Origin of the sequence: Streptomyces sp. NPDC003247, from assembly GCF_042888135.1 — a bacterium.
Lineage (GTDB): Bacteria > Actinomycetota > Actinomycetes > Streptomycetales > Streptomycetaceae > Streptomyces.
Map to the genome: position 1 here is coordinate 13546 of NZ_JBIAPF010000023.1, position 12343 is coordinate 25888.

At 69.4% G+C, this 12343-nt stretch carries 10 protein-coding genes and 2 pseudogenes; 10 read left to right on the forward strand and 2 right to left on the reverse strand.

The window, feature by feature from the left end; genetic code table 11:
- Positions 1-300: 300 nt before the first annotated feature.
- Together ACFYWQ_RS41905 and ACFYWQ_RS41910 are read right to left on the reverse strand one after the other, a co-directional pair.
- Positions 301-1803: a family 43 glycosylhydrolase gene (locus tag ACFYWQ_RS41905; protein ID WP_389525613.1), complete on the reverse strand. Its 1503-nt coding sequence runs from the start codon at positions 1801-1803 to the stop codon at positions 301-303.
- Positions 1800-3677, reverse strand: a complete 1878-nt coding sequence (locus ACFYWQ_RS41910; RefSeq protein WP_389525616.1) for a glycoside hydrolase family 3 protein — start codon at positions 3675-3677, stop codon at positions 1800-1802. The genes ACFYWQ_RS41905 and ACFYWQ_RS41910 overlap by 4 nt, the downstream gene beginning before the upstream one ends.
- Positions 3678-3780: 103 nt before the next feature.
- Here ACFYWQ_RS41910 and ACFYWQ_RS41915 point away from each other — a divergent pair, with 103 nt between their 5' ends.
- From ACFYWQ_RS41915 to ACFYWQ_RS41960, 10 genes and pseudogenes are all read left to right on the forward strand, one after another.
- Positions 3781-4404 (forward strand): TetR/AcrR family transcriptional regulator, encoded by a 624-nt coding sequence (locus ACFYWQ_RS41915; protein ID WP_389525619.1) that lies wholly within the window; start codon positions 3781-3783, stop codon positions 4402-4404.
- A gap of 54 nt (positions 4405-4458) precedes the next feature.
- Positions 4459-4569, forward strand: a pseudogene (locus ACFYWQ_RS41920) (hypothetical protein); the annotation flags it as partial.
- Positions 4570-4693: 124 nt separating this feature from the next.
- On the forward strand, positions 4694-5140 hold the full coding sequence (locus ACFYWQ_RS41925) for a DUF4038 domain-containing protein (protein WP_389525621.1): 447 nt from the start codon (positions 4694-4696) through the stop codon (positions 5138-5140).
- Positions 5141-5870: 730 nt separating this feature from the next.
- A pseudogene (locus ACFYWQ_RS41930) lies at positions 5871-5936 on the forward strand (hypothetical protein); the annotation flags it as partial.
- Positions 5937-6047: 111 nt separating this feature from the next.
- Positions 6048-6566, forward strand: a complete 519-nt coding sequence (locus ACFYWQ_RS41935; RefSeq protein ID WP_389525732.1) for a hypothetical protein — start codon at positions 6048-6050, stop codon at positions 6564-6566.
- Between the two features lie 269 nt (positions 6567-6835).
- Positions 6836-7873, forward strand: a complete 1038-nt coding sequence (locus ACFYWQ_RS41940) for a TIM barrel protein (RefSeq protein ID WP_389525624.1) — start codon at positions 6836-6838, stop codon at positions 7871-7873.
- Complete coding sequence (locus tag ACFYWQ_RS41945; RefSeq protein WP_389525627.1) at positions 7870-8778, forward strand: transketolase; 909 nt, start codon at positions 7870-7872, stop codon at positions 8776-8778. Before ACFYWQ_RS41940 ends, ACFYWQ_RS41945 begins: the two co-directional genes overlap by 4 nt.
- Positions 8775-9728, forward strand: coding sequence for a transketolase family protein (locus ACFYWQ_RS41950; protein ID WP_389525629.1), 954 nt, complete (start codon positions 8775-8777; stop codon positions 9726-9728). The genes ACFYWQ_RS41945 and ACFYWQ_RS41950 overlap by 4 nt, the downstream gene beginning before the upstream one ends.
- Complete coding sequence (locus ACFYWQ_RS41955; protein ID WP_389525631.1) at positions 9728-11215, forward strand: FGGY family carbohydrate kinase; 1488 nt, start codon at positions 9728-9730, stop codon at positions 11213-11215. Before ACFYWQ_RS41950 ends, ACFYWQ_RS41955 begins: the two co-directional genes overlap by 1 nt.
- Positions 11216-11425: 210 nt before the next feature.
- Complete coding sequence (locus tag ACFYWQ_RS41960) at positions 11426-12280, forward strand: sugar-binding transcriptional regulator (protein ID WP_389525634.1); 855 nt, start codon at positions 11426-11428, stop codon at positions 12278-12280.
- Positions 12281-12343: the final 63 nt, after the last annotated feature.

Consider the following 12343-nt stretch of genomic DNA (forward strand, 5'->3'; position numbering starts at 1 on the left):
GCGCGACGCGGCTGGCGGAGGTCTCGGCCAATGGCGTTTCCGCCAAGTGGTGCAGGGGATCAAGCCGGAGTTCGCAGGTCAGGGATGGCGTCTCCGCCGGAGCGGGATGTCCGGCCCGTCTCAGCAGGATGCTTCGCCGACTGCCGTTTCCGTGGAGACCATCGTGGGCGTTGTACCGGAACGCGATGCGCTTGATCCCCTACACCGCATCGCGGGACACGATCCGGCCCCAAGGACGTGATGCTGATCGTCAGCGCCCGGGGTGAGCACTGGCCCGGGTCGGGAAAGCGGTCGCGGGGGTCAGGGAGCAGTCGGGATGGCTTCGTAGCGGCGGACGCGTACGTCGCCCTCGCGGGCATACACGCCGGCGACCCGGCCTGTGAACGACTCGGTGGTCTCGAAGCTCCAGTACCGCCCGTCGAGCTCGACGAGCGCGACGCGGCCTGCGGACGTTTCGGCCGAGAGCGCGATGCGATCGCCTCCGACCGAAGGTGCGCCCTTTCCGGCATGGCCGGTGGGCGGCGTGCTGAACCGGGCAATGAGGCTGAGGTTGTCGCCGACGATCGTGGCCGCCCATACCCGCTCGAGCCCGGCGAGGGACGCGCGGGCGGTCAGATGCGTGCTTTCGCCGCGCCTGCTGGCCTCGATCGCGATCCAGTGTTTCTCCGAGTGACGGATGACGAGCCCGCCGACGCCTCCGCTGACGTCGACCGACACGGCCACGGTGCAGTCGTGGGCTGTGAGCCGGCGGGCGATCAGCGGGGTGCCGAGATCGGTGAGATCCGACCCCTCGCCGCGGACGAGGAGTTCACCGGTGGCCGGGTCGAGCGAGCCGACGGTCGTGGGCAACCGGCGGTCGGAGAGCCAGCCCGGATCCCGCAGGGCATCGGGATCGGAGAAGCCGAACGCCTCACCCATGGCCAGCGGAGCGCGGTCGTGCGGCAGCAGCCGTGCGGACGGCCAGCCGTCCGACCATGTCACCTCGGCGGCGAAAGTCTCCCTGCCCAGCGGAGAGAAGGAGCGGGTGAAGCCCACGGGCCGCACGCCCAGCACCGTCCAGATCGTCGATCCGTCAGGTCGTTCGACCATGTCCGCGTGCCCGACGTTCTGGATGGGGTGGTTCGTGCTGCGGGTGCTCAGGACGGGGTTTGACGGGCAGCCCTCGAACGGGCCGCGTGCTGATGTCCCGCGCGCGACGCTCACCGCGTGTCCTCGTTCGGTGCCGCCCTCGGCGATGATCAGATACCACCATCCATCGTGAGGGTGGATATGAGGGCCTTCGGGAGCGTGGAGGCCGGTTCCGGACCACAGGGGCCGCGGGTCCTCGAGCGCGAGGCCCGTCGTCAGGTCGACGGCCACCTGGAAGATTCCCTCTCCCATCACGGCGTAGGTCACCAGCGCCTCGCCGTCCTCGTCCCAGACCAGGTCCGGGTCGATGCCCCCGACCACGGGAACCGGCGTTCCGTCGCTCCACGGTCCGGCTGGGTCTGCCGCCGTGTACAGGATGCAGCCGTGACTGCCGAACATCAGTGTGACGATGACGTAGAAGACACCGTCGCGGTGGCGGATGGTGGGAGCCCAGACGCCTCCCGGAGTCGGTGTGTGACGCAGGTCCGCTTGCTCGGAACGCGTGATGACGTTGCCGACGTGCTCCCAGCTCGCGAGATCGTAGCTGCGGTATACGGGTATCCCGGGCAGGTACTCGAACGTCGAGGTGACCATGTAGTAGACGTCACCGACCCGGGTGATACTCGGGTCGGGGTTGAATCCGGGAAGGAGCGGCTGCCGGAGTTCGCTGCTCATCGCGTTTCCTCGCAGGCCAGGCGCATGCCGTGCCCCAGCCTGAACAAGGGGTTCTCGGTCGCTGCGCCGACGTCGGGCAGGCTTGCCTCGACTGCTTCCTCGCTGCACGGCACCTCGATCGGGAGGGTCCCGACTGGGGCGACGTCGCCGAAGACGGCGTCGAGCCATGCGGCATCCGAGGTGCCCCAGTTCGCTGTGACCGCAGCGGCCTCGGCTGCGATCGCCTCGAGCATCGCCGGACGGTCGAGGTACACGTCCACGATCGTCGGCAGCGTTCTCGCTACGGCAAGGACGTGCTCCTGCAGCTCCTTGTCGAAGGTGAGCGTGCCCGCGTGGAAGAACGCCTCGAGCGCGTAGTCATCGCGCGGGGTGTACGGCGCGCTCAGGCGTATCAGGGCGAAGTCCGCGTCCTGCGGGGATCGAGCGCGGACGAGGCCGCGGCTGCGCAGAGCGCTCTCGTCCATGCCCTCGATGTAGACCTTCTGGCCAGGACTCTGGCGAAGAGGCAGGACCGGCGCGGATTCAGCCGTGTCCGCCCGGTTGGTGAGAACGGTCACGGATCTGGACTGTGCCCTCAGCCCCGCCCGCAGGAACTCTTCCCGCCCCACGATGCGGGCGGCGGCATCGACGTCGACGTACGGGTCGTCGAACAGGCCCAGCTCGAACTTCACCTTCAAAAGCCGCAGCACCGACTCGTCCAGCCGGGCTTGCGAGACCTGCCCCTCCTGGACCAGTTCCACAAGCAGTTCGGTGCAGTGCTCGCCGCCGATCTGGTCCACTCCGGCATCCAGCAGGCGCTTGACGCGGTCACGGTACGAGAGGTGCTCGACACCCCAGGCCCGGCCGATGGACTGGCGGCCGAACATGATGCCGTCGGTGACCACGGTGAAGTCCGTGAGTACGACTCCCTCGAAGCCGAGTTCGTGGCGCAGCAGGTCGCGGAGGATGACCTCGTTGAAGGCGAAGCCGACTTCCGGCACCGGTTTGCCGTGCCGAGTCAGGCCGACCGGCATGCCGTAGTACGGCATGATGCCGCTCGTGCCGGCGGCGATGGCTGCACGGAACGGTGCGAGGTGGTCCTCGAATCGTCCGCCCGGGTAGACCTGCTCGCGACCGTAGACGAAGTGCGGATCTTCGCCGTCCTTCTGGGCGCCCCCGCCGGGGAAATGCTTGGTCGTGCACGCGACGCTGTCAGGTCCCAGCGCTGCCGAGCGCTGGAACCCCTCCAGGTAGGCGGCGACCAGGCGCGATGCCAGCTCCGGGTCTGTGCCCAGGGTGTTGTACTGGCGCGCCCAGCGTGGGTGGGTTGGCAGGTCGACCTGCGGGTGGAGCGCCGCACGGATGCCCGTTGCCACGTACTCCTGCCTGGCGATGTCCGCGTAGCAGCGAACCGTCTCTTCGTCTCGCAGAGCCGCCAGCCCCAGCGTTTCCGGCCACATCGAGAAACCGCGTGACCGCATACCCGCACCGGGGTTCGAGCCGAACGAGTTGCGCGGATCGGTCGACACCGTCACCGGAATGCCCAGACGAGTCGAAGCCGCCACATCCTGGAGGCGGTTGTTCCAGGCCGCTCCGATCTCCGGGCTCGCGAAATCGAAGGTGTACAGGTGATTGATGTGGCGGTCGACGATGAAGGCGGCCGTGTCGACGTCGCCGGCCGGAGTCTGCCCGGTGACCAGATCGCCCTCGGAGCCTGCCGGGACGGGAGCCTGGAAGAGAAGCCCGGCTTTCTCCTCGACCGTCATCCGCCCGGTGAGGTCCGCGGCGCGGGCAGCCGCATCGAGCCGCGGATCCTCGTACGGCTCCATCGTGCCGTTGTGGTTGAGATCGCGGAACTCCACGCCCTCTGCTGTCTGCAGCTTCTTTGCCACCATGTACCCAAGCCTTTCGTTCGACGTCCTCGTCGACGCAGCCATAGAAGCACCGACCACCTGTAAGATCAATGCCTTACACGTGGTCTGTAAAAAGGAGCTGGGGATGCCCTTGACCGAAGATGTGCCCGTCCGACGCCGCCGCGGCGTCCAGGAAGAGGCGTCCGAGCGCCGACGCGCGCAGATTCTCCTTGCCGCAGCCGAGGCCTTCTCCGAGCGAGGGTTCAACGCGACCTCGCTCCGCGATGTGGCAGGCCGCGCACAGATCTCGCATACCGGGCTCCTGCATCACTACCCGGACAAGAACGCATTGCTCGAGGCTCTGCTCGACGACCGGATCAAGGGAGCCGGCTACCTCTACGGGCTCGACAGCCGCGATGGCGTAGCGTTCATGCAAGGGCTCGTGGCGATCGCCGACCGCGACGAGCGGCAGCCGGACAGCGTCCGCCTCCTGACGACCCTCACAGCGGAGGCCATCAGCCCCACGCACCCAGCCCACGGCTACTTCCAAAAGTGGCATGCCGAAATGCAGGAACTTGTCACCCAGGCACTGGACGACCTTGATCGCCGCGGCTTCTTCCGCGGGCCGATGCCGACGCGCGAAGCCGCACGCCTCATCACAGCCCTGCACGAAGGCGCACACACACAGTGGCTGCTCTCGGAATTCGGCTTCAGCCTGGCCGCCACGGTCCGCTCGCAGCTGCGGCTGTTCGTCAACATCGACCTGTAGTCCCGAGCATCGCGTTCCAGTCGGCGAGCCAGGCGCGGACGTCGCGTTCGAGGCGTGGAGGGAGCGGTCCGCGCCCACCAGGATGCGCCCTGGCTCGACTTCCAGTGGTGCCAGACAGGCCATCCCGGCGAGCACATTCCGGAGCGGGTCACCGACATGTGGCGCAACGAGCCGGCCAAGGCGGTCACCAACGGCGAGCCGACCTATGAGCACTCCGGCCGCACAGGCAAGGCAGCGGGCTGGGGGCAGGGCCACGAAGCATGGTCGAACTTCTGCGTAGGGGGGCATCATGGGCGTCGTGTACGGAGCCGGCAGCCTGTGGCAGTGGCGACTGCACCCGAACGAGGGCGAACACGAAGAATTTTTCCTGGCACCGGGCGCGGGATGGCGGGAGGCCCTGGACTTCGAGGGATCCACATACGTGGGCCTGCTCGGGCAGATACTCCAGGATCTGCCGCTGATCGGCCTCAAGCCGGACTGGCACCGCACCTGCGCCCCGCAGGGCCTGCTCAACCCCGGCGTCCTCTACATCAGCTACGGAGAGCACGGCGGGGACCTGGAGGTGAACGGGAAGGCGGAGACACAGACGGAGACCATTCCCCGCAGCTACCGGGTGATCGACCCCCGCACAGGTGCCGTGGTGGGAGAGGGAACGCGAAAGTCCGCCGCGGACCCCATTCCCGACCCCGGCGGCGAGCCGCGGGTGTACGTCTGCTTCTCCGGTTGGGAGGCCTGATCCGGGCAGCGGGCCGGGAGGGACGGCACCGACCGTCGCCCGCCCGCTGCCGCACAGCCGCGGGGTGGCGTCCGTGAGGCCGGCCTTCCAGCGGCATGACCCCGTTGCCCGGCCCGCCGCGATGAGCGCCCTCGGTGGCGACGGCGGACCGGGCGCGGCCCCGCTCGGTCCTGACGAACCCCAGACGGCGCAGTGTGCGTGTCGACTCCGGACGAGGAACGCCATGGGGCAGCGATGCACACACCTCGCGTACGGGGTGCAGAACAGCCTCCCGCTGCGCGCTGAGGGCCAGGTCGGCGGTGCGTGCCCCGTGCGGCCGCTGACGGCGGCGGGTTTCGTCGGCACGCCCACGATTCTGGTCCGGATCTCTTCCGGGGTCTGCTCTGCCCGTCCGGGGCCGGATGGTACCCGCGCGGAGCGACGAGCGGCGTCCACCACCGCGGTGGTCGGGATGCCGGAGTACGAGGCTGCACGGTCAGGCCGCGACGGACTCCAAGCGGACGACGACGCTCTTGGCGGTGAGCGTGTTGCTGATGTCGGCGACGCTGTTTGGAGGGGCCAGGACGTTGGTCTCGCGGTAGGAGGCGGCTGCCTCTCGATGTGAGGTCTCAGGAGATGCTTGACCGTTTGTGCTCTGGCCATGGGTGACACGTTCGGCTGAACGTCTGCCATCTCGGGTGACGTGGATGTTCAGCAGTTGCCCAAGTACCGCTACCGGGCTGTCCGCGAGGTGCTCGGTGGGTCCCCGATCGGTGAGGTCGCGGCCCGGTACGGCACTTCGCGTCAGAAGTTGCCCAAGTGGCGGCGGCGGTTCGGGCAGGAGGGCATGCCCGGCCTGCTGGATCGCTCCCGGCGCCTGCGACGGTCCTGCCCAGGGCCCGCAGCGGCACGGCCATCCTCGCCGCCGGTGAATCCCGTCGAGGTCGACCGCAAGATCCATCACTACGGGATCGTCTGCCTGGCCGACGGCCGCTACCAGGTGGGATTCGCCCTCGCCGGCCGCACGATCACCCTCCGTCTCGACGGACACCTCATGCACGCCATCGCCGACAACGCGCTGATGGGAACGTGGCCCCGCCCCGTTCCGGCCGACCGTCTGGGGGAGATCGACGGGGCACGGACGGCGACGTCCCCGCTGCCGCCTCCGCCCCTGCCTGCTGGTGCCATCCGGGCCCAGCGCAAGGTACACGCCAGCGGACGGTCCCAGATCAACGGCCAGTTCATCAAGCTCGGCCCGCGACATGCGGGAAAGATCGTCACCGTCGTCATCGAGGACACCGACTACCGGATCCTGCGCGGTGAGGACGAACTCACCGTCAGGGCCCCGCAAGAACCCCGGGCCGATCACCAGGCTCTACGTCAAGGCATGGACACCCAGAAGGACCGTCAAGGATCTGCTTACGGCAAACCGTCAAGGAAGTCCTGAGCCCTCACACCGACACTGCCGAGCCACAGCTGGTGGGACAGGAGACCACGCGGAAATCCGGGCCCTGCGCTCGACTCCGTCGGACCACACGTCTCAAGGGGCCGGCAGGTGGCGGCGGCCGACCGGGGCCGCACACCCTCAGGGTGAAGTCGCCGACAGCGAGCGCGGCCGTCGTGGTGGCGCGGGCAATGATCCACGAACGCCCTGGGGATGCTCGTCTTCGCACGTCAGGGGTTGACACGGCTTGCTTCTGTTCATAATTTGGCTGCATGTCCACTCAGCCTCGCATAGACATTCAGAATTCCTCGGAGGGGGAGCCGGTCTTCGGGGCCGGGGTCTGGCACTTCGCGACCTACGTCGACCGTTACGCTACGGACGGCTACGGCGAGCCGCGCACCGTCCTGGACGCCATCAAACTGGCCGGCGAAGTGGGTGACCTGTCGGTCCTGGACCTGAACTGGCCGTTCCCGCCCCGCGGCATCAGCACCGCCGAGGTGCGTGACGCGCTGGCCGAGCAGAACCTGCGGGCCATCGCCGTGACGCCGGAGTTCTACACTGGCAAGTTCGCCAAGGGCGGCTTCACCAACCCCGATCCCGCGGTGCGTCGGCAGGCCATCGACCTGGTCGCGGCTTCGGCCGAGGTCGGCCGCGAGCTCGGCGTCGAGTACGTCAAGATCTGGCCCGGGCAGGACGGCTACGATTACCCCTTCCAGGCCGACTACACCGACCTGTGGACGAAGTCGGTGGACGCGCTGCGGGAGCTGGCGCAGTCCTTCCCCGATCTGAAGTTCGCGATCGAGTACAAGCCGCGTGAGCCGCGCAACCGGATGGTGTTCTCGTCCGTGGCGCGCACCCTGCTCGCGATTCAGGACATGGGCGTGGAGAACGTCGGTGTCCTGCTGGACTTCGGCCACTCCCTGTACGGCGGCGAGACTCCCGCCGAGGCCGCCCGGTTGGCGATCGCTCGCGACAAGCTGTTCGCGATCGACGTCAACGACAACTTCCGCGGCTGGGACGACGACATGGTCGTCGGCTCGGTGCACCTGCTGGAGACCTTCGAGTTCTTCTTCGCCCTGCAGGACGCCGGCTGGCAGGGGGTCTGGCAGCTCGACCAGTTCCCCTTCCGCGAGGATCCGGTCGAGGCGGCCCGCACCGGCATCCGCACCATGCGCGCCTTCCACCGGGCGCTGGCCTACCTCGACCGCGAGGAGCTGGCCGCGGCCCAGTCGGCGCAGGACGCCCTCGGGGCGCAACGCCTCGCGAAGCGGGCGCTGTTCCGCGCCCTCGCAGAAAGTGAATCCGAGTGACCACCATCCTGGAGACCACCGTGCCGCTGCGAGCCGATGAGGCCGCTGCCCGGGTCTACCACCAGCGCAGCGCGTGGCTGCGCGCGGCATCACCCGCCGAGGCCGCCGCGGAGCTGGCCGAGATCTCGACCCGCATCCGCCGTGACATCCTCACCACCATCCAGTCGGCCGGCATGGGCCATGTGGGCGGTGACCTGTCCGTCACCGACCTGCTGGTCACGGCCCTGTGGGGGACCTTGCGCCTGCACCCCGGCGATCCGGGCCATCCCCAGCGCGACCGGTTCGTCCTCAGCAAGGGGCACTGCGCCGCGGCCCTGTACTCGACGCTGGCCTCCTGCGGGTTCTTCCCGCGGTCCCGGCTGAGCGAGTTCATGGCCCCCCTGTCGCCGCTCAACGGCCACCCCGCCCGGCTCAAGGTGCCGGGTGTGGAGACCAACACCGGCCCGCTCGGCCACGGCTTCCCCGTGGCCACCGGTTGCGCGCTGGGAGCGAAACTGCGCGGTGAGACCTGGCGGACCATCGTCGTGCTCGGTGACGGAGAGATACAGGAAGGCAGTAACTGGGAGGCCGCCATGACGGCCGCCCACAACGGTCTGACCAACCTGACGGCCGTCGTGGACCGCAACCGGCTCCAGCAGGGCGCCCGCACGGAGGACACCAAGTCCCTGGAGCCACTGGACGCGAAGTGGGCGAGCTTCGGCTGGGAGGTCCGTGTCATCGACGGACACGACCACCGGGCGATCAAGGAGGCGTACGGGCCGTCGACCACGGGACGTCCTGTCGCGGTAATCGCCAATACCGTCAAGGGCAAGGGCGTGTCCTTCATAGAGGACCGCGTCGAGTGGCACCACAAGGTGCCCACCGATGAACAGGTACGTCTCGCACTCGAGGAGCTGAGCCGATGAGCACCACAGCTGTACAGGCTCCCACGTTCGACTGCCGGGTGGACTTCGCCGACGAGCTGGCCGCGCTGGCCCGCGCCGACCAGCGGATCGTGGCCGTGTGCAACGACTCGGTGGGGTCCAGCAACCTGGTGAAGTTCCGCGAGGAGTTCCCCGACCGGCTGATCAACGTCGGCATCGCGGAGCAGGACATGGTCGGTGTGGCGGCCGGTCTCGCCAACGCCGGCTTCATCCCTTTCACGTCCGCCGCCGCGCCGTTCCTCACCGGACGCGCCCTGGAACAGATCAAGGCCGACGTCGCCTACAGCTACCGGCATGTCGTCCTGTGCGGCCAGAGTCCCGGCATGGCCTACGGGGAGCTGGGCCCCACCCACCACTCCATCGAGGACCTGTCCTGGATGCGCGCCGTGCCGGGTCTGGAGATCATCGTGCCGGCGGATCCGGCGCAGACCCGCAGCGCGGTGCGCTGGGCCGCCGCGTCAGGCAAGCCGACCTACATCCGCGTGCCCCGGTTCAAGGTGCCCGCCGTCACTCCCGACGACGCGCCGTTCGAAGCCGGCCGGGCCGTACGTCTCGCCGAGGGCACCGACGTCACCCTGATCGCGGTCGGCACGATGGTCTCCCGCGCGCTGGACGCCGCCGGCCTGCTCGGCCGGGAGGGCATCTCCGCTCGCGTGCTCAACATGACCTTCGTCGAGCCGCTCGACACGGCTGCCGTCGTGGCCGCCGCCAGGGAGACCGGGGCCATCGTCACCGCGGAGGAGGGACTGCTCTCCGGCGGTCTGGGGGCGGCTGTGGCCAAGGTCGTCGCCGAGAACCACCCCGTCGCGCTGCGCATGCTGGGCGTGCCCGCTTTCGCCCCGACCGGCAGCGCGTCCTTCCTGCTCGACCACTTCGGCCTGACCGCCGACGGCATCGCCGGCGCCGCACGCGAGGTCCTGGGACGGGTGTGATGAAACCGCACGTTCTCGCCATCGACCAGGGCACCAGCTCCACCAAGGCGCTGCTCCTGGACGCCGCAGGTGACGTCGTCTCCCGGGCCGACGCACCCCTGCGCCAGTTCCATCCGGGCCCCGGCCTGGTGGAGCAGGACGCGCTGGCGCTGCTCGACAGTGTGCGCACCGCCGTCGCCGACTGTATGAAGGACACCGATCCGCGCACCGTGGCCGGTGTGGCCCTGAGCACCCAGCGCGAATCGGTCGTCCTGTGGGACGAGGTGACCGGGCGGCCCGTCGCACCTCTGGTCAGCTGGCAGGACCAGCGCGGCACGGAACGTGCGGCCCGCATCACCGGAACGGGGGCTGACCGGGAGATCCGTCGTCGTACGGGCCTCCCGCTCGACCCCATGTTCTCCGCCCTGAAGATGGCCGCCCTCCTCGACCGGCACGACCCCTCCCGTACGCGCGGCAGGGTCGGCGCCCTGCGCCTGGGCACCGTGGACGCGTACCTCCTGCGCGCGCTCACCGGAGAGCAGGTCACCGAGGCCGGCAACGCCTCCCGTACTCAGCTGCTCGCTCTCGCCACAGGCGACTGGGACGACGAACTGCTCGACCTGTTCGACGTCCCACGGGCGGCACTCGGCCGGGTCGTCCCCTCCACCGGGCCGTTCGGGACGCTGAAGGGCCTGGAGCCACTGGTCGACGGCACCCCGGTGCTGGCAGTGATGGGTGACTCGCACGCCGCACTGTTCGCCCATGCCGGCTGGCGGCCGGGAACGGTGAAAGTCACCTACGGCACCGGCTCCTCCGTCATGACCGTCGCGGACACGCCCGAACCGGCCGAACACGTCTGCAGCACGATCGCCTGGTCCACCGACCGGCCGGTCTACGCCCATGAGGCCAACATCCGTTCCGCCGGACGCACCCTCACCTGGCTGGCAGAGCTGCTCGGCGCCGAGCCGGAAGAGCTCATCGGGCTCGCGGCCGGCACGGACGCGGGTGACGTGACGCTGGTGCCGGCCTTCGGCGGGATCGGAGCGCCCTGGTGGGATGCCCGGGCCGTGCCCGTCCTCGCCGGGTTCACCCTGGGCAGCGGACGCGCCCAACTGGCTCGCGCCGCGCTGGAATCGGTGGCGTTCCAGGTGGGCGACGTCCTCGCCGCCCTGCCCGGTCTGCGGCAGGTCGTCGCCGACGGCGGCCTGAGCCGCAGTGACACACTCATGCAGTTCCAGGCCGACGTCTCCGACGTCTGTGTGGCCCGCACCCGGCACCACGAGCTGTCCGCCGCGGGAGCCGCGCACCTGGCGGGACTCGGGCTCGGCCTGTGGACGGCCGACGAACTGGAGGAGCGCGCCGACAGCGACCTTCAGGCCTTCACCCCCGGCTGGGACGACGCGCGGCGGAGCAGCACGGTCGCGCGCTGGCACCAGCGGCTCGGCGCCGCCCGCGACCTCGGCTCACCCGAAGGACCCAGCACGTCAGGAGACCGGGGGCACGCATGACCCGTGGCCAGGGACCGACCGGTCCCGGCGATACGGTGTTCCACCACGCGGACACATCGCCCGGTGGAAGCCGGAAGCAACAAGGATGGAGACACGGTGGCGGCAGCGACGTCCACTCCCAGCCCTGACCATATGCGGTTGCTGGTCAAGGTGGCCCGCATGTATCACGAACGCGGGGCACGCCAGCCCGAGATAGCGGCACATCTCAGCATGTCCCAGCCTCGGGTGTCCCGTCTGCTGAAGGAAGCGGTCGACCGCGGAGTGATCCGCACGGTGGTCGTCTCCCCCGAGGGCGTCCACGCCGAACTCGAGGAAGCCCTCGTAGAGCGGTACGGCCTGCGGGACGCCGTCGTGGTCGAGGTGGAGGGCGCGGGCATCGACGTCATCCCCGCACTCGCCGCGGCGACCGCCACCTACCTCGACGCCACCCTCAAGGGAGGGGACGTCATCGGTGTCTCCTCCTGGAGCGCGACGCTGCTCGAATCGGTCAAGGTCATGCGGGCCAAGACGTCGTCCGTGGCGCACGAAGTCGTGCAGTTGGTCGGCGGCTCAGGGAGCCCGGAGGTACAGCTGCACGCCACCCGCCTGACCAGCCGGCTCGCGGAGCTCACGGGAGCGCGCCCGGTGTTCGCCCCTTCCGCGGCCCTGGTCGGCAGCCGGGAACTGCGCGACCTGCTGTCGCGGGAGCCGGCGATGGCCGAGGTCATCCAGGCGTGGTCCCGTCTCACCCTGACTCTCCTGGGCATCGGCGGCCTCGACCCCTCACCGTTGCTGCGCCGCTCGGGCAACGCCATCACCGCCGAGGACCAGCGGCAGCTCGAGGAACTCGGCGCGGTGGGCGACGTCTGCGCCCGGTACTTCGACGCCGACGGAAGTCCCGTCGACGCACCCTTCAACGACCGCCTCATCGGCATCGAGCCCGATCTGCTGCGTACGGTGGAACGCCGTATCGGAGTGGCCGGCGGCAGGGACAAGGCGACGGCGATCCAGGGCGCGGCGCGGGGCGGATGGATCAACGTACTGATCACGGACGTCGAGGTGGCACGAGATCTTCTGAGCGGCTGACCGGCGCGCAGACGCCTGCACAGCCAGCCCCGGCCACCGGTTCCGAGGTGGCGACGCAGACAT

Coding starts and splice junctions, on each gene's coding strand:
- ACFYWQ_RS41915 (WP_389525619.1), top strand. CDS start 3,781: ATGCCCTTGACCGAAGATGTGCCCGTCCGACGCCGCCGCGGCGTCCAG.
- ACFYWQ_RS41910 (WP_389525616.1), bottom strand. CDS start 3,677: ATGGTGGCAAAGAAGCTGCAGACAGCAGAGGGCGTGGAGTTCCGCGAT.
- ACFYWQ_RS41960 (WP_389525634.1), top strand. CDS start 11,426: ATGTCCCAGCCTCGGGTGTCCCGTCTGCTGAAGGAAGCGGTCGACCGC.
- ACFYWQ_RS41940 (WP_389525624.1), top strand. CDS start 6,836: ATGTCCACTCAGCCTCGCATAGACATTCAGAATTCCTCGGAGGGGGAG.
- ACFYWQ_RS41950 (WP_389525629.1), top strand. CDS start 8,775: ATGAGCACCACAGCTGTACAGGCTCCCACGTTCGACTGCCGGGTGGAC.
- ACFYWQ_RS41925 (WP_389525621.1), top strand. CDS start 4,694: ATGGGCGTCGTGTACGGAGCCGGCAGCCTGTGGCAGTGGCGACTGCAC.
- ACFYWQ_RS41905 (WP_389525613.1), bottom strand. CDS start 1,803: ATGAGCAGCGAACTCCGGCAGCCGCTCCTTCCCGGATTCAACCCCGAC.
- ACFYWQ_RS41955 (WP_389525631.1), top strand. CDS start 9,728: ATGAAACCGCACGTTCTCGCCATCGACCAGGGCACCAGCTCCACCAAG.